Source organism: bacterium (assembly GCA_024224155.1).
Taxonomy (GTDB): domain Bacteria; phylum Acidobacteriota; class Thermoanaerobaculia; order Multivoradales; family JAHEKO01; genus CALZIK01.
Genome location: JAAENP010000016.1, coordinates 1 through 18,669, shown reverse-complemented (window position 1 = coordinate 18,669; position 18,669 = coordinate 1). Strand labels below are relative to the sequence as shown.

Below are 18,669 nucleotides of genomic sequence, written 5' to 3'. Positions count from 1 at the left end.
GTCGATTTGCGCGAGCGACGCGCAGGCGCGAGCCCGCTCGTTGCAGTCCCCTTGCTCGCGCGGTCCCGTGGAGGGCTGCCGTCGTGCGGCGCCGCAGCGCAAATCGGTCGACGCGGAGATCGACCGCTACAAGTAGAGAGTCCGAAAACCAGTCGGGAGGGGACACCATGGAATGGTGTCCCCGATCTCATAGAATGCGCTCTTCGCCGGACCTCTGATCAATTGGCGTCCGGCACTCCACCTCATGCCCATTCACGTTGACTCCGAGATCGGCAAGCTCCGTCGGGTTCTGGTGCATCGTCCCGATCGCGAGATCGATTGGATGGTGCCGAGGATGATGGAGCAGCTCCTCTTCGACGACATCCTCTACGCCAAGGAGGCGAGGGCAGAGCACGAGGACTTCTGCGGGGTGTTTCGAAAGGCCGGCGTCGAGACGCTCGACGCGCAGGATCTCCTGGTCGAAGTGCTGGCCGGTTCGGCCGCGAGAGACGAGCTTTTCGAAGACCTGGGCCGGCACGGAGAGCTGCCCGAGCGCGGGCGCAAGGCACTTGAGAACCTGGAGCCGGAGGAGCTGGCGGCGACCATGGTCTCGGGGCTGCGTCGGGCCGATGGCTACCACGATGTCGATAGCTTGCTCTTCGACCTGGCTCCGATACCGAACTATTTCTTTCAGCGCGATCCGCAGTCGGTTCTAGGCGATCGGGTGATGATCTCCTCGATGGCTACGGGTGCGCGGCGTCGTGAGGCTCTCCTGGCGAAGGCGATCTTCGGCCATCACACGAAGCTCTCCGGTCACTCGGGCCTCTTTCCGATCGGGAACGAACTGGCGCCCCCCGGGTTTCTCACCGGAGGTGAGCCTCCGACCCTCGAGGGCGGCGACGTGATCGTCGCCAGCCCCGAGATCCTGCTGGTCGGCATCAGCCAGCGCACGAACCGGCGCGGCGCCGAAAGGCTGGCCGAGTATCTTCGTCGGACTCGGACCAGCTTCCGTCACTTGATCATGGTGGACCTGCCGGCTCGGCGCTCATACATGCATCTGGACACGGTTTTCACCTTGATCGACGAGGGCGTCTGCCTGGCGTATCCGCCGGTGATCGAGCCCGGTCACCAGCTCACCGGCCGGGCCTTCTACGTTGACCTGGCGGCCGAGGAGTTTTCTTTGATGCTCCGACCCTCGCTGCTCGAGGCCCTCGAGCAATTGGGCATGCCGCTCGAAGTCGTGCCTTGCGGAGGAGCCGGCGACGTTCTCTTCCAGGAGCGTGAACAGTGGACCGACGGCGCCAACGCGTTCGCCATCGAGCCGGGGGTGATCGTCCTCTACCGGCGGAACCGGCGCACGGTCGAGGAGTTGGCAAAGCGCGGTTGGCGAGTGATCACCGAAGCCGACGTGGTCGCCGGCCGAGAACCCGTCGGGGGGCGGGGGCGGACGGTGGTTACGATCGAGGGCGACGAGTTGTCCCGGGCGCGAGGCGGGCCACGTTGTATGACCATGCCGCTCGAGCGGGATTCCTCCCCAATCTGAAGCCGGCGGTACCGTTATTCCGCCCGACTGATCTAACTGGAGCTTCCACTCATGCAGTCCAAAGACCTGATTTCGATTCACGACATGTCCCGCGAAGAGGTGGGCGCCTTGCTCGAGCTTGCGGCCGAGATCAAGGCCGGGCCGGAGCGCTTTGCGGGCGCACTCGCGGGCAAGAGCCTCGGGATGATCTTCGAGAAGTCTTCGACCCGTACCCGAGTGAGCTTCGAGGCCGGCATGTTCCAGCTTGGCGGGCAGGCGCTGTTTCTGTCGTCTCGGGACATCCAGCTCGGTCGGGGAGAGCCGATCTCCGACACCGCCGAAGTGCTCTCGCGCTACGTCCACGGCATCATGGCCCGTACCTTCGCGCATCAGACGGTTCTCGATCTGGCGGCGCATGGCTCGATTCCGGTGATCAACGGTCTCACCGACGATCTTCACCCGTGCCAGGCTCTGGCCGACTACTTCACCCTCGGCGAGGTCTTCGGCGGGCTGAGCGAGCTTGCGGGACGCAAGATCGCCTACGTTGGCGACGGCAACAATATGGCCCACTCGCTTCTGCACGGTGCCCCCAAGGTGGGGATGGACATCGCCGTGGCTACCCCCGCGGGATACGAGGTCCGGGATACCTACCTGGGCAGTGCGCGGCGCGACGCCGAGGCGGCCGGAACCGCGGTCGAGACAACCCACGATGCCAAGGCGGCTGTCGCCGGGGCCTGCTGCGTCTACACCGACGTCTGGGCCTCGATGGGGCAAGAGGAAGAGGCCCGGGAGCGCTCGAGGGCGTTCGAGGGCTTCTCCGTCACCGCCGGCCTGATGGCCGCCGCGGCCCCCGACGCGATCTTCCTGCACTGCCTTCCGGCGCACCGGGGAGAGGAAGTCTCGGCCGAGGTCGCGGACGGTCCCCAGAGTCACATCTTCGACCAGGCGGAGAATCGCCTGCACGTTCAGAAGGCGATCATGGTCGAGTTGATGAGTCGATAGAGCGGACTGCTAAACTCGCTCGGCCCGATTCAGAGCACTTTCCGCCACTACTCCTGATGAAGTACGCAATTCGAAGTCGCTCCGTCGCCGGTGCGCTCACCGCACTGCTCCTGATGGCGGCATGTGGAGCTCCGGACCTCGGCCCCGTGCCGGAAAACACCTCGGCGCTCTGGGGCAAGAACGGAGAACGATGGGATCCGGCTGGCCGACTGCCGGACTTCTCCTACGCCGGTTATCGCGCGGGCAATGAACCGATTCCCGACGTACCGGTTGTGGCCAATGTAAAAGATTTCGGGGCGACGGGCGACGGTGTCACCGACGACAGCTGGGCGTTCCTGCAGGCGATCGAAGAGACCTCGAACGGCGCGATCCTGATTCCGGCGGGCCGCTATCTGATCACCAGGCCGCTCTTGATCGGTAAGAGCAATCTGGTTCTACGGGGCGAGAGCCGGGACTCGACCGTGCTCTACTTTCCCAAAACTCTTCGGCAGATCTTCAAGAAGGGCAGGGACGGAGGCCCTTACGGCTGGTCCTGGGGTGGGGCCTGGATCTGGGCCAACCCGGATCCTAAACGTGGCGATTCGAACGCTCCGGTTTGGGATGAGGGCAGGATGCTCGCCGAGGTAACCCGAGTCGCGCCTAAAGGGCAGACCTGGATCAAGGTCTCGGATACCAGCGGCATCGAGCCGGGGCAGATGGTGAGGCTGATTCAGCACGAGAGCGACGGCTCGCTGACGCTTTTGATGCACGCCGGGCACGAGCTGGGCGGCAAGTGCATCATCGACTCTCCCGGTCTCCAGGTCATCAACTGGCTGCTCGAGGTCACCCGGGTCGAGGGCAAGAAGGTGCACTTCGACCGTCCTCTGCGGCTCGACGTCAAGCCCGAATGGAAGGCTCAGCTCTTCGAGGCCGTGATCGAGGTCGAGGAGGTCGGGATCGAGCGCATGACCATCGAGTTTCCGGTGCGGCCCTACCCGGGACACCACAACGAGCCCGGGATGAACGCCATCAGCCTGGGTCAGACGTACAACAGTTGGGTGCGCGATGTCGCGATCCTGAACGCGGACAATGGAATCTTCTTTTGGTACTCACGCTACTGCACGGCCGACAGTGTCGTGATTGCCGGTCGTGGCGGCCACTACGGCTTCAACCTGGGTGGTGCCCAGGACAGCTTGGTGACTCGATTTCGAATCGAGAATCGCAACGTCCACGACACTTCGTTCAGCAACATGGCCAACGGCAACGTCTACTCCTGGGGCAAGGGGCGTAACATCAATTTCGATCACCATCGAGGAGCGGCGTTTCAGAACCTGAGCTCCCGGATCCATGTCGGCCTTCCCAACCGGCAGTGGGTATCGAGCCACACCCGAACCGGGCACTACACCGCCGCGCACGAGACCTACTGGAACATTCGTCCGCGGGCGGAAACCAGAAGGCTCGAGACCTGGCCGGCCCAGAACATCATCGGTCGAGTCAAGGCTTCGAGGCACTCAACCCCGGACTGGTTCGATCTTTGGGCCGAGCACTTGGATGAGATCGAGCCGCAGGACCTGCACCTGGCCCAGTGGCAGCGCCGTACCAGTCTGTCGATGCCGAAGCGTCCCAGGTTTCCGAAGGCCTTGCCCGAGGGAAGAGTCATCAATACGAGCGTCGGTCCGGGAGTCGCTCCGGCCGACCTGGTGCAGAAATGAAGCGCTTTCTGAGGCTTGCTCCCAAGGCCGTCGTGGCGACGGTGATCGGTCTCGGCCTTGCGGCGACGCTGGCGTGCGCAGAGAAGCGGCCGGAGGGTTTCCCCGATTTCTCGAACGAGTCCGGCCTAGATCGCCCCAACGTCCTGGTGGTCTTGATCGACGCCCTGCGCCGCGATCATCTTGGCGCCTACGGCTACGAGCTGCCGACGACCCCCGCCATCGACACCTTCGCCGCCGAGAGTGCCGTTTTCACCCGCGCCTACAGTCACTCGAGCTGGACCAAGCCGTCGGTCGCGACGCTCTTTACCTCGCTCTACCCCGATCAGCACGGCATGGGACGCGTCGGCTTCGAAGGGGATGCCGGCTTTCAAACCGATGTCCTGCCCAAGCAACTCTCGACTCTCGCCGAGCGATTCAAACGGGCAGGCTATCGAACCGGCTCCATCGGGACCAACGTTCACATCCAGAAGAAGACCGGCTTCGCGCAGGGCTTCAGTCGCTTCTTCAACAAGCGGCTGGTGACCGCATACCAGGTGAACGACCTGCTGCGTGAGTGGTTGGAGGCTGGCGACCAGCAGGCTCCGTTCTTTGCCTACGCTCACTACATGGATGTGCATTTCCCTTACAACCGCAGACTGCCGGACGAAACCGGGCGCTTCGGCAGCACCCGAACCTGGCCGAAGGCGCCGACGCACTGGACCCGGGTCCCGGAGTGGGCTGAGAAGCACCTGAACTCGAAGAACCTCGCGGCCCTGATCGCGAGCTACGACCAGGAGGTCGCCTACGTCGATGGCGCTTTCGGTGAGCTCTGGGCGTGGCTTGGCGAGATCGGCAGGTTGAAGAACACCGTCGTGGTTCTGGTCGCCGATCACGGTGAGGGCTTCAACGAGCACGACGAGCTGCAGCACGGTTACGCCCCGTACGAGGAAGTGACGGCTATCCCGTTCATGATCCGGCTACCGCCGGTCTATCGGCACGAGCCGGGCAGAAGCGAAGAGCTCGTCGGGCTGGTCGACGTCATGCCGACAGTGCTCGACCTGGTCGGTCTCAAGGCGCCGAGAAAGGCGCAGGGCCGCAGTCTCGTGCCTTTGCTCCTGGGCGAGTCTCTTCGTGAACGGCCGATCTACGTCGAGGGCCCCGGCATTCGCGGTTTGCGCGGGTCGACCCATACCCTGTTTTCGCCCGAGGAAGGCGAGGACCTGTGTTTCGACAACCAGGCCGATCCGTCCGAGCTGTCGCCTCTCGAGGCCCCGCTGCCCGAGATCTGCGGCCGGATGGCGTCCGCGCTTGACGGACTGGTGGCGCAGCTCGAGCTCGTCGCCGAGGGCGAGGACTCCGCCGTCACCCTCGACGCCGAGGAAGTCGAGGCCCTGAGGGCGCTCGGCTATCTGGATTAGCGAACACGTGAAGTCCGCTCCCAGGCGGCTGGCGTTATCGAATCAGATGCGACCAACCTCGATAGGCCGCGATGTGGTCCGGCACGTTGTGGACCCGCAAGATGTCCACCCCTTGCCGGCAGAGCTCGAGAGAGATTCCGATGGTCGCGAGATCCCTGTCTTCGACAGCGCCCGAGGTGAAGCTCTTCATGAAGGACTTGCGCGAGTGGCCGATGACTGTTCTCAGACCGTGCTTGCGAAGCCGACCGGCCCCACGGAGCAGCTCGAGCGACTGCAGCGGGTTCTTGCCGAACCCGATGCCGGGATCGAAAAGGATCCGCTTGAGATCCAGCCGGCGGCCTCCCAGGCCCGCAGGCGAGCGTGGAGCCAGGCCTCGACTTCAGCGACCGGGTCGCAGTCCGGCGGCAGCGTCACTCTCGGGTCCACCGGAAGTGTCAGCTGATGCATGGCGATCCAGTCGGCGTCGCTCGATCGGGCGATGTCGATCATCTCCGGCGAAGTTAAACCGCCGACGTCGTTGACGATGTCGACGCCCAGATCGAGGGCCTTTTCGGCGACCGCGGGGTGGTAGGTGTCGACGCTCAGCAGTGGGCGAAGAGGGGATCGCGAGTACTTCGCCGTCAAGGGCTCGAGGATCGGCGCGAGCCGCGACCACTCTTTCTCCGGTCCGACGGGCTTCGCATTCGGCCGCGTGGACTGAGCGCCGACATCGACGATGTGACCTCCGGCGGCGGCTACCGCCTCGACGTGTGGCTCGACGCGCTCCCAGGTCGTAAAGAGTCCACCGTCCGAAAACGAGTCCGGGGTTACGTTGACGATGCCCATCCAGAGCGGGATGTGATGTTGGAGCTCGGCGGACCATTCGAGCACCGTCTTCGGACCTCGACCGGGAATCGTCAGCCGCGGCTGGAGCGCGGTCAGGGGGGTCAATACGAAGGCTCGCTTGTGAAGATCGCGGTGGGGGATGGCGAGCTCCGGGGTCGAGATGACTTCTCGACCCCACAGAAGGATGTCGATGTCGATCGGGCGCGGCGACCAGCGCTCGCGCTCGTCGCGCCCCAGTCCACCCCGCCTTTCCGTTCTTCCCCTTCTCCCAAGACTCGACTCGATTTTCACGGTCCAGGCGCGCACTTGTTCCGGCGAGCTTTCGGTCTCGCATGCGACGGCGAGGTTGAGATAGGGCAGGTTCCAGTCGGACGGCGCCGACTCCGGCAAGAGCGCCGGGGACTCGACCACCGGAGAGACACGGTTCACCCGCAGGCCCTTTCCCTCCAGGAGCCGGATGGCGCTGCTCAGCTTCTCGCGTCGGTCGCCGAGGTTGGATCCGAGACCAAGGTAGATTTCCATGACGGTAGAAGAGCGATCGTGTGCCGGTGGAGAGTGGATTCGGCCCCGCCGCAGAAGCATGGATTCGGCCCGGCCGAAGAGAGGTAGCGGTCGACCTCCGTGTCGACCGTTCCGGTTGGTCATAGTAACCGTTCGTGGGCGATCTCGGCGTCGTGCTCAGGGCTGGGTGGTGTCCTAAGGACAAACCCCAGGGCTGCTAGGCTCGAGCTCTTCTGAGGAGGTAACCAGAGAATGGAGCGCACGTTTGCGGCCGCCCTGACCGTCGCCCTGCTCGCCTCGGCGTGTTCGCGCGACGGCACCGAAGCGGGGTCGCACGAAGAGGAACAATCGATGGCACTGATGGAAATCGCCGAGGCGTATGTCAAGCTGGTTCTGGCGGTCGGGCGGCACGACAGCGACTACGTGGACGCCTGCTACGGACCCGAGGAATGGAAGAGCGAAGTCGACGCCGAAGAGGCCTCGCTGGAGCAGCTTCATAACCGCGCCGGAGGCTTGATCGAGCGCCTGGCCGCTCTTGGGGATATGGATTCAGGGGCTGGCGCGGATGGTGGGGAAGCCGAAATGCAGAGGCTGCGCTACCGCTACCTGGCGACTCAGTTGGGATCTCTCGGTGCGCGTGTCGAGATGCTCCAGGGCAAGCGGTTGAGCTTCGACGAAGAGTCGCGCGCTCTCTACGACGCCGTCTCGCCGAACTACGGCGACGAGCACTATCAAGCGATCTTGGACGAGCTCGATCCGCTGCTTTCGGGAGAAGGGTCGCTCATCGAGCGCTACGCGAGATTCAAGCAGCGGTTCGTCATCCCCGCGGAGAACCTCGACCAGGTGTTTCGGGCGGCGATCGAGGCCTGCCGCGCGCGCACGCTCGAGTGGATCGAGTTGCCCGAGGGAGAGAGCTTCGAAGTCGAGTACGTTCAAGACAAGTCCTGGAGCGCATACAACTGGTATCAGGGCGGTTTTCACAGCCTGATCCAGGTCAACACCGATCTTCCGATCTACATCGACCGGGCCATCGATCTCGCCTGCCATGAGGGCTACCCGGGGCACCACGTCTACAACCTCCTGCTGGAGAAGCACCTGGTTCGCGATCGCGGCTGGGTCGAGTTCTCGGTCTACCCGCTCTTCAGTCCGCAGTCCCTGATCGCGGAAGGGACCGCCAACTTCGGAATCCGGGCCGCGTTCCCGGGAGCCGAGCGCATCGCGTTCGAGCGCGAGGTTCTGTTTCCGCTCGCCGGCCTGGATTCGAGTCTGGCCGACCGGTTCTACCGAGTGTTGGCGGCGGTCGAGAAGCTCGACTATGCCGGCAACGAAGCGGCCAGAAGCTACCTCGACAGAGAGATCGACGCCCAGGCCGCGGCCGAGAAACTGACCCGGTACGCTCTGATGCCGCCCCAGAGAGCGGCGCAGCGTGTCCGGTTTATCGATCAGTATCGAAGCTACGTCATCAACTACAACCTGGGACAGGACATGGTCCGCCGCTACGTCGAGGCGAATGCGTCGACTCCCGAAGAGACCTGGCGAGTGTTCGGCGAGCTGCTTTCGTCGCCGAGGCTACCTTCGGGATTGCTCTAGCCACGGAATTCGGTGAGCCGAGTGGGCCGGAGCCTACGCCACTGGCGCTTCGCGTGTTGTTGCGAGCCCCGCCGGAATCCAGCCTCGAACCGAGTTGAGCAGCGCGATCGAGTCGGCTCTTCCGAGGTCGTGCAGGGTCAGCACCCTCTCTCTGATCCGGCCGCTCTCGAGAAGCTCGGCACGGAGGGTTCCGGCGAGCAGCCCGCAAGCAACCGGCGGCGTGAGCCAGTTCCCGTCCAACTGGAGCGCGATATTAGCCAGGGTAGTCTCGGTGAGCTCTCCCGCCGGGTTCCACAGCAGTACGTCGTCGAGGTCCGGCGCGCTTCGCCGAAAGGAATCGTAGACTTCGCGCGCCGTCGTCTTGTGGTACAGAAACCGGTTCCCCGGATCGATCGGTTCATGGGCCACGCCGATCGTCCAGGGTTCGGTCCGCTCTTCGAGCTCGTCGGCCTCGACATCGATCAGCCCGGAGTGCGAGAGGAGGAGACGGACGCGATGCGATCTCCGGGGCAGGCTCTCTGCGAGTCCTTCGAGCGCGTCGATCGCGCGGTCTTCCGCGAACGCAAAGCCGAGGAAGTCCGCAGAGTCCGCCAGACGATCGAGATGGCGGCGCAGCAGGTAGTAGCCCTCTTCTCTCGACCAGCGCATGGTCTCGAGCAGCGAGACGTCTCGGAGCTTCGGGGCGAGAACCAGAGTCTTGGCGCGGCCCTCGAGGTACTCGGCGTCGGGCTCTGAATCCCAGACGATGCCACCGCCGGTTCCGTACTCCGCGGTGCCGGCGCTTCGGTCGACGTGAGCCGTCCGGATCGCCACGTTGAATAGGGCTTGGCGATTCGGTCCCAGGTAGCCGATGGCTCCGGTATAGACCCCGCGCGGGTGCTCCTCGAACTCGGCGATGATCTTCATCGTCTCGACCTTGGGGGCGCCGGTAATCGAGGAGCTCGGAAAGAGCGCCGTCATAATCTCGAGAAAGGAGCTCTCGGTCTTGGCCTGTACGGTCGAGGTCATCTGCAAGACGGTGGGATAGGTCTCGATGTCAAAAAGGCGGCTCGTTTCGACGCTGCCCGGAAGCGCGACACGGCCGAGATCGTTACGCACCATATCGACGATCATCACGTTCTCCGCCCGGTTCTTGACGGAGTCGCGAAGGCCGCGTGAGCGCGCGCGATCGTCCTGCCGGTAAAGGCCGCGACGCGAAGTCCCTTTCATCGGACGACAGGTCAGGCGGCTGCCGTCGAGGCGGAAGAAGAGCTCCGGTGAGAAGGAACAGACCGCATGCTCGCCGGTGTCGACGAACGCCGCGTACCGAGTCCTGTCTCGGGTCACCAGATCGAGGAAGAAGGGCCACGGCGCGGACGTGAAGGCGGTTCGCAGGCGCCAGGTGAAGTTGACCTGGTAGGTGTCACCATGAGCGATCCGTTCCCGGATTCGGCTGACCATGGAGCGATATCGGTCTAGATCGAGAGTCGCTTGCCAGCGCCGGGACGAATTGCCGGAAGCGGGCGAGTCGGGAAGCGCGACCTTCTCGCAGGTCTTGTAGATCCCGAACCAGAGAAGGGGCAAGGAGCCCGCCGGGCGGGTGACCAATGCGGTGTCGAAGGCCGGCGCCGCCTCGTAGCTGAGGAATCCAGCGGCGTAGAGGCCCCGTTGGGCCGCCGACTCGATTTCTGCTACCGCCGGAAGGACCTCCTCGACTCTGACGGCACGGATCGTTTTCACGGGTTCCGTGAATCGGCGCCACCCCTCGTGGCCGCATTGCAGCCAGATCGGCGGGGTCCGCGAATCGGCGAGGGTCGGCGCCACCGAGGGATCATATGCCGCGCCGGCAGTGTTACGATTCGCTCGGTCGATGAACAAGAGAGCCCGAACCGCCTGGCTGCTTCTCGCCGGTGCTGTCGCTGCGGCACCGGCGTTGCCCATGGCGGCGGCTCGAGTCGCCGTTCTCGAAGCGGGGCCCGCGGCCGACCTCCCGGACGGGGTCGTTCAAGAGAAGCAACCGTTCTTTTCGACCTTTTCGATCTGTGCGATCGATCCCGACACCGGCGAGAGCGGCGCCGCGGTCACCACCCGGGTCCCGTTCGTCGGCCGAGCCGTGCCCTGGGCGCGGGCCGGAGTGGGCGCCGTGTGCACCCAGGCCTGGACGGTGGTCGAGTACGGGCGGCGCGGTCTCGATTTGTTGGAGGCGGGAGTGTCCCCGGCCGATGCGCTCGAGCAACTGCTCGCCGACGACGCCGGCCGCGAGTCGCGGCAGGTCGGGATCATCGACATGCAGGGCCGATCCGCCGCGCACAGCGGTGAGAAGAACGGCGATTGGGCGGGTAGCCGGCAGGGGCTCAACTACACCGTTCAGGCCAACATTATGGTGGGCCCGGAAGTGGTGGACGCCGTGGCCGAGCATCTGGACTCGACCGCGGGGTCCGGCATGCCGCTCGCGGAGCGCATGATTCTGGCGCTCGAGGCGGGACAGAAGCAGGGCGGCGACAAGCGCTGGGGGCGGCTGCAGTCGGCGGCGATTCGAATCGCCGATCCCGACAATCCGGGTCGCGGCGGCGACCACCTGAGCGTGTCGATCGACGTCGGCGAGCATCCGCATCCGGTCCAGGAGCTCAAGCGGATCTACTACAAGACCCAGAGCTCGTTGGGGCACCGGGAGTTCTCGGAGATAGCCGGCGACGACGTCGTGGAGCTCAAGCGGATGCTCCACGCCCTCGGCTACTGGCGCGAGGAGCTCGAGGAGTTTCCGACAGCACCGGAGTTCGACGTCGACCGCGGGCTGATGCGGACCGATCCTGACGCCTTTCAGGCGAAGATCGCGGAGTATCGCGAGTCGGCCCGTAAGTTCAACGAGGCCTTCGGAACCTATGACAACGAGGCGATGGACGCGGTCGACGCGTTTCGCAGCGAGCGCGGCCTCGACTACAGCGGCAACCCTCCCGGGCTCGTGGACGCTCGGCTGGTGGCCGCGCTCAAAGACGCTTTCTACAGCCGGGCGCGCTGAATCGGCGGGCGCCGCTCGCAACTGATGGAACTGCACAGGAGGGTGGGACAATGAAGCTATGGAAACTCGGCGCTCCGGCCCTGATTGGATTCGCGCTTCTCTTCTTCCCGATTTCGTTGTTGGCCGCCGAAGCACCCACCGCTGCCGACCCGGGAGACGATCTCGAGTCCTCCGTGGCCCGAATGGCGAAGATCAGGGCGTGCTGGTCGCCGAGCTTCTCGCCCGACGGTCGGCGAATCGCCTTCGTCTCGGACCTCAATGGCGTGCCGCAGGTGTGGGTGGTCGACTCAGAAGGCGGATGGCCGGATCTGGTCACCTCGCTCGACGACCAGGTCGGGGGCGTCGAGTGGTCGCCGAGCGGCGACTGGCTGGCGTTCAGCCTCGCGCCGGGCGGAGGCATGAACCAGCAGATCTACCTGACGCGCCCGGACGGTTCGGAGCTCCGCCGGCTAACCGGCGGTGGCCTCGAGAACAACTGGCTGGGTGATTGGAGTCATGACGGAAAGAGTCTGATGCTGGCGTCGAACCGGCGCCAGCCGCAGTCGATGGACTCATGGGTCTACGGAGTCGAAAGCGCCGAGTTCGAGCTTCTGGCCGAGAATCCGGGCATCGGCACGATCGCGGACATCTCTCGCGACGGACGGCGGGCTCTTCTCTGGCGAATGGAGAGCCGTTCCAGCGACAACCTGTTCGTGCGTGAGCTGGAGGATGGAGCCGAGTTCGTGCTGACGCCGCACGAGGGCCCAGGTTCGGCTCGGGGGGGCAGGCTTAGCCCGAGCGGCTCGACCGTGTACCTGGGAACCAACGTCGGTCGCGACCTTTTCTACTTTGGTCGCGTCGAGCTTGGAGAAGACGGCAAGCCTAGTCCGATCGAAGTTCTGGCTGCGCGCTCGGACGCCGAGTTGGGTTTCTCGCTCTTGAGCCCCGACGGCAAGACCGCGGTGCTCTTGTGGAACGCGGCCGGGAGCAGTGAGCTCGAGTTCGTGGATCTCGAGACTCTCGCTCGCACCGAGGGTCCGAAGTTGCCGGGGGAGATCGTCGGGGGGCTGACCTTCTCCCGAGATGGCAGCAAGCTCGCCATGTCGATCTCGGGCTCGGTTCTGCCGGCGGACATCTGGGTGCTCGAGCGTTCGAGCCGGACGCTGACTCAAGTGACACGCAGCCCGCACGCTGCGGTCGACCTGGATTCGCTGGTAAGCCCGGAGCTCAGGAGCTACTCGGCTCACGATGGGCTAGAGCTCACCGGCTGGCTCTACCGGCCTCACGGGGTCACCGAAGCGGCGCCTTATGTTCTCTCGTTTCATGGCGGCCCAGAGGGACAGGAAAGGCCGAGCTTTCGGAGCGATTACCAGGCGTTGTTGCTGCGTGGAATCGGTGTCTTCGCGCCCAACGTTCGAGGTTCCGCCGGCTTCGGCAAACGGTTTGTGAATCTCGACAACGTCGAGCTTCGCTACGACGGTATCCGAGACATCGAGGCGTCGGTCGACTACCTGGTCGATGCCGGCCTCGCCGATCCCGACCGTCTGGGAATCATGGGAGGATCGTACGGCGGCTACATGACCATGGCCGGCCTGGCCTGGTATCCGGATCTCTTCGCGGCCGGCGCGAATCTCTTCGGCGTGGTCAATTTCGAAACTTTCTTTGCCCACACCGAGCCGTGGATGGCGGCGATCTCGACCCTGGAGTACGGCGATCCGGCGACCCAGGCCGAGCTGCTGAGGGACCTCTCGCCCATTCACAAGGTCGATCGGGTCAAGGCGGCGACCATCGTGCTGCACGGCGCCAACGACACCAACGTGCCGGTGGTCGAGGCCGAGCAGGTCGTCGAGAGCCTGAAGGCCCGCGGCGTTCCGGTCGAGTATGTGCTCTTTCCGGACGAGGGACACGGCTTCAGCAAGACGGCCAACCGCATCACTTCACGCGTGGCAGTGGTCAAGTGGTTCGAGAAGCACTTGAAGGCAGAGTAGCTCAGTCCTCGGTGATCTCGCGAGTCTGGTTCGCCGCGATCGGCCCCGGCACGGTCTGGCGCTTGCCGGACGGCCAGACGACCTCGACGCGGTCTACCGCCGTGGCGTCTCCGAGCCCGAAGTAGAGCGGGTAGGAGCTCTGCGAAAGGTAGCCTGACTTGCCGTCGTGCACCTTGAGGTAGGAGTTGTCACCGGCGAACACCGTGACCCGCGCGCCCAGGCCGTCGCGATTGGACTCGGTCCCGATGAGACGGACCTTCAGGAAGTTGATGTCCGCGGTCTCGGCGAGATCGCTGACCAGCACCATCGGCTCCGAATTGAAATCATTGGTGACGATATCGAGGTCGCCGTCGTCGTCAAGATCGAAGATGACCGACGAGCGCGAGCCGAGCGCCCCCTGAACCTCTATCCGTTCGGTGCGGCCGGCGCAGATCGGGGCGTAGAGCGGGTGCTTGGTCAGGTCTCCGGAGCAGTCCAGCTCGAACCAGGGAGTCGTCGTGCGGCCGCCCTTGCGTGGCTCGACGCCCAGGATGAACTCGGCATCATGAAAGCGCTCGCCCTTGTCGTTGAGCAGCACGGTGTTGACTCCGTAGCGCCATGGAAAGTTCATGCTGCTGGTGAGGAACACGTCGTCGAAGCCATCTGCATTGAGGTCGCTGACGCTGAAGCCCCAGGGCCAGTAGTTCTCGCTCCCCATCCGGTCCGAGACCTCTTTGAATCGGCCTTCGCCGAGGTTTCGAAACAGCGCGTTGCCGAAGATGCTCTTTGCATCGGCGCCGAGCGCGGCCGGTGACCATCGCATGCGCGACTTGAGTTTCTCGCGCTCGGGGCCGATCATCTCGCTCATGTCCGAGTGCATATCGCTCAAGAAGATGTCCATCAGGCCGTCGTTGTCGACGTCGAAGACCTTGATACCCATCGATCCCCAAGGGGTCAGGGGAAACACCTCGCGACTCTTTCTCTCGAAGTACTCACCGCGGACGTTTTCGAAGTAGTCGTCGTTGCCCTGCATGTCGAGGACGTAGAGATCGGGGTAGCCGTCCGTGTTGAGATCGATCGGGCTGGCGTCGCCGGTCCAGCTGTCGTCCAGGAGACGGGTCGCGGCGGTGGCGTCCTGAAAGCGGTTCTCACCCAGGTTCTTGTAGAGAATGCTGCGCTCGGTTCGGTTCGGGTAGAGGTGGCCGGAAAATGCGTCTGTGAAGCCGATGTAATAGCCGCCACGTCCGCGGTCGTCACCGGTGTAGATGCCGACGTTGCTCACGAAGAGATCGAGTCGTCCGTCGAGGTCGTAGTCGAAGAAGACGACACCCGACGAGTGTCCGGAGTAGTCGACCCCGGCGCTGGCGCTGATGTCTCTGAATCTTCCGGTGCCGTCGTTCTCGAACAGAACGTTGCCATCCCGGACTGTGGTGACCATCAGGTCGGGGTCGCCGTCGTTGTCGGTGTCGGCAAACGAAGCTGCGACGCTGATGCGGTTCCCGAGTCCGACTCCGGCTTGCTCGGTGATGTCGGCGAAGCGTCCGCCGCCGACGTTCTTCCAGAGGCCGTTTCTTCCCAGCTGGGTGGTGAGATAGAGGTCGTAGAGGCCGTCGGCGTCGACGTCGGCCACGGCGACACCGTTGCCGTGATCGTAGTGAACGCCCTTGTAGACAAGACCGCCGTCATCGACGACGCGGTTCAGGAACGAGATTCCGGACTCGGCAATTCGGTCGGTGAACCGAAAGCCGTGAAACGCGCCGATCTGATCGGCGGACGCGAGCTGAGCCCGCCGGCGAGGCTCGAGCCAGGTGGGATCGGCGGCCTCGAGCCAGGGCATGTCGGGAGTCGGGCGAGGATGGGCGACTTCTGGCAGCCTCGGCTCGGGCTCTCTGGTGCCGGACCAGGGCTCTCGGAGCGCGCTTTCGATTTCGGCCAACAGGTCGCGCCAACCGCTGGGCTCGAGTACCTCGTAGTGCCCGCGCAGACTGCCGTCTCGGTCTACGAGCGTGAACATCTGGCTATGGGCGATCGGGCCGGCGTCTCCCGAGGCCGGCTCCAGCCGCAACCCGATCTCGAAGAAGCGGGACAAGTCGTCCCGCGCTCCGGTCAGGAAACGCCAGTGGCTGTCATAGGCGTAGGCGTTCGTTCTGGAAAAATTGAGCAGGCGCTCGGCCGTGTCGTGCTCCGGGTCGGTCGTGAACGTGACGAGGCGAATGTCCCCCCAGTCGGGGTGATTGAACAGTTCGGCCTGTAACCGCGTCATTCGACGCGTCAGCTCGGAGCAGGTTCCTCGGCAGCGCGTGAAAACGAGGTTTGCAATCCAGACTCGGCCCTCGAGCTGGCGAGTCCCGAAGGCCGAGCCGTGCTGATCGGTGAGCACGAAATCGGGGATTCGGGCCGGATCGGCTCCGGCCTCGGCGGCTGCCGACTGCGCCGGCAACGGGCTCGAGAGTGCCAGAGCGGCCAAGAGCGCCGTTACGCCCTGGCTGAGTCGGCGGGGGTTGTTGGGCATGTTCGGTTCTCCTCGGTTGCCGGCGTTGCCGTGGTGCCGGCTCTCAGCACGCCTGCGCATGATATCCACTTTTGCGTTGCGCGGTTCGTTCGGCTACCCAGGACTTTTTTGGCTGTGCTAGCGTCTCAAGTGAGGCGCGTATCGTCGCCCGTAATTCAGCATCGTTCGGGGGGGGCAGCCGATGTTTCAAAGGTGCAATCTCAGAAAGGCGATCTCGGCGGTCGCCAGCGGCCTGCTGCTGGTCGCGATAGCAACTGCCGCGGCAAGAGCGCAGGAAGACCAGATCTTCCTGGAACAGGTCGACGTCAGCGTCGTCAACGTCGAGGTCTTCGTGACCGACAAGGACGGTCGCATGGTGACGGACCTCTCGAAAGACGATTTCCAGGTTCTCGAGGACGGCGAGCCGGTCGAGATCAGCAACTTCTACGTGGTTCGGGGCGGCAGCGTCGAGGCCTCGGCGGCATCGGAAGGCGCTGGCGCTGGCGAGGAGATCGCGCCGATTCAGCCCAAGCAGCTTCATCTCGTGGTCTACGTCGACAATGAGAACTTGGCTCCGGCAAATCGCAACCGCGCCCTTCGTGCGCTGCGGGACTTCGTTGGCGAGCAGCTCAGGCCCAGCGATCGGATCATGTTGGTCTCTTCCGACGGCGGTCTCATGGTCCAGCAGGAGATGAGCGCCGACCCGGACGAGATCATCGCGGCGCTCGACGAGATGAGCGGGACCGCGGGCAAGGGCGCATTGCTGGATCTCGAGCGCCGGTCCATAGTGGCTGATATCCGCTCGGTGGACCTGCCCGGCGACGTCACGGGGGAGGCGGCGCTTGGCAGCGCGCCGATGCAGGCCGAAGACACGACCGGAGACGAGGCCCTGGTCGTTCTGGAGTCGATTCGGGCCTTCGCCCAGCGGGAGCACAATCTGGTGCGCTCGACTATCGCCGGACTCAGACAATTCATCGGCTCGCTCTCCGGCGTGCCGGGGCGCAAGGCGGTGCTCTACGTGAGTGATGGCCTTCCGATGCGGCCGGGCGAAGAGCTTTTCTACGCCTGGGAGAACAAGTTCAGTGAGTACGCCAGGGACGTCGGCATTGGCTCCGTGACCGTCGAGGCCACCGAGCTGCGCACGGATGAGTACCTCGAGGACCTCGCCGACGCCGCCAACGCCAGCGAAGTCACTTTCTATGCCTTGCGGCCCGGCGGTGGTGGCCCGAGCGCTTCGGTGACCGGCGAGACGCCGGCCTTCATCGGTTCGCAACGTGCGAGAGGCACCCAGGTCTGGACTCCCGCCGTGGAATCGGTTGCGAGCGCCAACACGGGAAGTCCGATGCGCTTTCTGTCCGAAGCCACCGGAGGTTTCGCCTTGGTCAATAGTCGAAACCTCGATGGCATGCTCGATCGCATGCGTGAAGACTTCGATAGCTACTATTCGCTGGGCTATTCGGTGGACCATACGGACGATCAGCAGACCCACCGCATCCACGTGGTTGTTCCGAACGAGGAATGGACCGTCCGGCACCGCGAGCGCTACCGGCACAAAACCCGTGAAGAGCAGACCGCGGATCTCACGCTGTCGGCACTGCTTCTCGACGTCCAGTCGAATCCGTTGCAGATCGCGGTCGAGTTCGGTGAGGCCGAGCCGGCCGAGAAGCGCGGGCAGATCGTGGTCCCGGTGATCGTCAAGGTCCCGATTGCGAAGCTCGTGCTACTGCCGCAGGGTGACTATCACGTTGGACAGATCAAGATCGCGGTAGCGGCAAAAGATCGGGGACGTTCTTCGCCGGTGCAGACGATTCAGGTTCCGGTTCGAATCCGTAACGAGCAGCTCCTGACCGCGCTCGGTCAGGTGGCCGGTTACCGAGTCAAGCTGGGCATGCGCAGAGTCAAGAGCGCCGTTGCTGTCGGCGTGCACGACTCACTGGCCAACGTGGACTCGGCGGTCAGCGTGACGTATGAACCCCCCGCTGCGTCATAGCCTTCGATTAACAGAGACGATGCAACGCCGAGGCGCACCCGGGCCACTGTTCGCTCTCGTGGCGGTGTTGTTGTTCGGCCGGCCGCTCGAATCGACGATCATCGTTCGCGATCCCGGCGGCCTGAACGCCGAGACCGCGGCCCTGATCTTGAGCGGTCAGCAGGGAGGCGGGCTGGCCATGGAGGCCATCGCGGCACCGTTGTCCTGGGCGAACGAAAGCGCCACCGTTGGGCTGTTCGTCGAGGTCGCGGGTCGCGATTTGATCTCCGGACAGGACCAAGAACAGCTCAGAGTCGATTTTCTCGTCTATGCGATTGCTGGTGAGGCTAGCGTCCGAGGCTACGTCATGCAGACTTTCGAGCTCGACCTGGGGCGGTATGGTGAGGCCTTGGCCGCCGGGGGGCTCAAATTCAACGGCCAGCTGGACCTGCCGCCGGGGGAGTACTCGCTTGCCGTAATGGCCCGGACCTGGAGGGCGGGCGGGCAGGTTCTGGGCTTGCGTCGAGTGGAGTTGTCGGTGCCGGCGCCCGACGCTCGCGATCTGATTCTTCAGCCGCGCCTTTCGGGCTCAGAGGACGCCTGGATCAACACCTTCCAGGTTCGCACCGCGCCAGAGGAAGGCGGCGTTTCGAGGGCTCGACTCAGGGAGGCGGCGCTCAAGGCCTCGGCAAAGCCGGTTTTGAGCTGAGGCAGCAGCGTCGAAGGCCTCGTCTCCGCCTTCGGAGTCTCTCCACCCT

General features: G+C 64.4%; 13 protein-coding genes. 9 read left to right on the top strand and 4 right to left on the bottom strand.

The genetic code is table 11. The features are described from left to right. Positions 1-244 precede the first annotated feature (244 nt). From GY769_01705 to GY769_01690, 4 genes are read left to right on the top strand one after another with little or no spacing between them, the layout of a single operon-like run. Positions 245-1,522 carry an arginine deiminase gene (locus GY769_01705; protein MCP4200633.1) on the top strand — a complete coding sequence of 426 codons (1,278 nt, stop codon included), beginning with the start codon at positions 245-247 and terminating at the stop codon, positions 1,520-1,522. A gap of 51 nt (positions 1,523-1,573) precedes the next feature. Next, positions 1,574-2,503, top strand: coding sequence for an ornithine carbamoyltransferase (gene argF / locus GY769_01700; protein MCP4200632.1), 930 nt, complete (start codon positions 1,574-1,576; stop codon positions 2,501-2,503). Between the two features lie 56 nt (positions 2,504-2,559). Further along, positions 2,560-4,194, top strand: coding sequence for a hypothetical protein (locus GY769_01695; GenBank protein ID MCP4200631.1), 1,635 nt, complete (start codon positions 2,560-2,562; stop codon positions 4,192-4,194). Beyond that, complete coding sequence (locus GY769_01690; GenBank protein ID MCP4200630.1) at positions 4,191-5,591, top strand: sulfatase; 1,401 nt, start codon at positions 4,191-4,193, stop codon at positions 5,589-5,591. The genes GY769_01695 and GY769_01690 overlap by 4 nt, the downstream gene beginning before the upstream one ends. Before the next feature lie 34 nt (positions 5,592-5,625). On the opposite strand, the gene GY769_01685 is transcribed toward GY769_01690, so the two are convergent. After that, positions 5,626-5,961, bottom strand: coding sequence for a dihydropteroate synthase (locus GY769_01685; protein MCP4200629.1), 336 nt, complete (start codon positions 5,959-5,961; stop codon positions 5,626-5,628). Next, on the bottom strand, positions 5,814-6,938 hold the full coding sequence (folK, locus tag GY769_01680) for a 2-amino-4-hydroxy-6-hydroxymethyldihydropteridine diphosphokinase (GenBank protein MCP4200628.1): 1,125 nt from the start codon (positions 6,936-6,938) through the stop codon (positions 5,814-5,816). The genes GY769_01685 and folK overlap by 148 nt, the downstream gene beginning before the upstream one ends. A 336-nt stretch (positions 6,939-7,274) precedes the next feature. Between folK and GY769_01675 the strand changes: the two genes are divergently transcribed. Beyond that, on the top strand, positions 7,275-8,507 hold the full coding sequence (locus GY769_01675) for a hypothetical protein (GenBank protein ID MCP4200627.1): 1,233 nt from the start codon (positions 7,275-7,277) through the stop codon (positions 8,505-8,507). A 33-nt stretch (positions 8,508-8,540) separates the two neighbouring features. On the opposite strand, the gene pabB is transcribed toward GY769_01675, so the two are convergent. Continuing rightward, the gene (gene pabB, locus GY769_01670; protein ID MCP4200626.1) at positions 8,541-10,226 is read right to left on the bottom strand and encodes an aminodeoxychorismate synthase component I; all 1,686 of its coding nucleotides are present in this window, start codon (positions 10,224-10,226) and stop codon (positions 8,541-8,543) included. Between the two features lie 130 nt (positions 10,227-10,356). Here pabB and GY769_01665 point away from each other — a divergent pair, with 130 nt between their 5' ends. Continuing rightward, positions 10,357-11,505, top strand: a complete 1,149-nt coding sequence (locus GY769_01665; GenBank protein ID MCP4200625.1) for a DUF1028 domain-containing protein — start codon at positions 10,357-10,359, stop codon at positions 11,503-11,505. A 50-nt stretch (positions 11,506-11,555) separates the two neighbouring features. Further along, a complete protein-coding gene (locus GY769_01660) occupies positions 11,556-13,472 on the top strand; it encodes a S9 family peptidase (protein ID MCP4200624.1) in 1,917 nt (638 codons plus the stop codon). Position 13,473: 1 nt separating this feature from the next. Here GY769_01660 and GY769_01655 read toward each other — a convergent pair whose 3' ends face one another. Continuing rightward, the gene (locus GY769_01655) at positions 13,474-15,963 is read right to left on the bottom strand and encodes a hypothetical protein (GenBank protein ID MCP4200623.1); all 2,490 of its coding nucleotides are present in this window, start codon (positions 15,961-15,963) and stop codon (positions 13,474-13,476) included. A gap of 181 nt (positions 15,964-16,144) precedes the next feature. Here GY769_01655 and GY769_01650 point away from each other — a divergent pair, with 181 nt between their 5' ends. Then, a complete protein-coding gene (locus GY769_01650; GenBank protein ID MCP4200622.1) occupies positions 16,145-17,932 on the top strand; it encodes a VWA domain-containing protein in 1,788 nt (595 codons plus the stop codon). A 19-nt stretch (positions 17,933-17,951) separates the two neighbouring features. Then, the gene (locus GY769_01645; GenBank protein ID MCP4200621.1) at positions 17,952-18,620 is read left to right on the top strand and encodes a hypothetical protein; all 669 of its coding nucleotides are present in this window, start codon (positions 17,952-17,954) and stop codon (positions 18,618-18,620) included. Positions 18,621-18,669 lie beyond the last annotated feature (49 nt).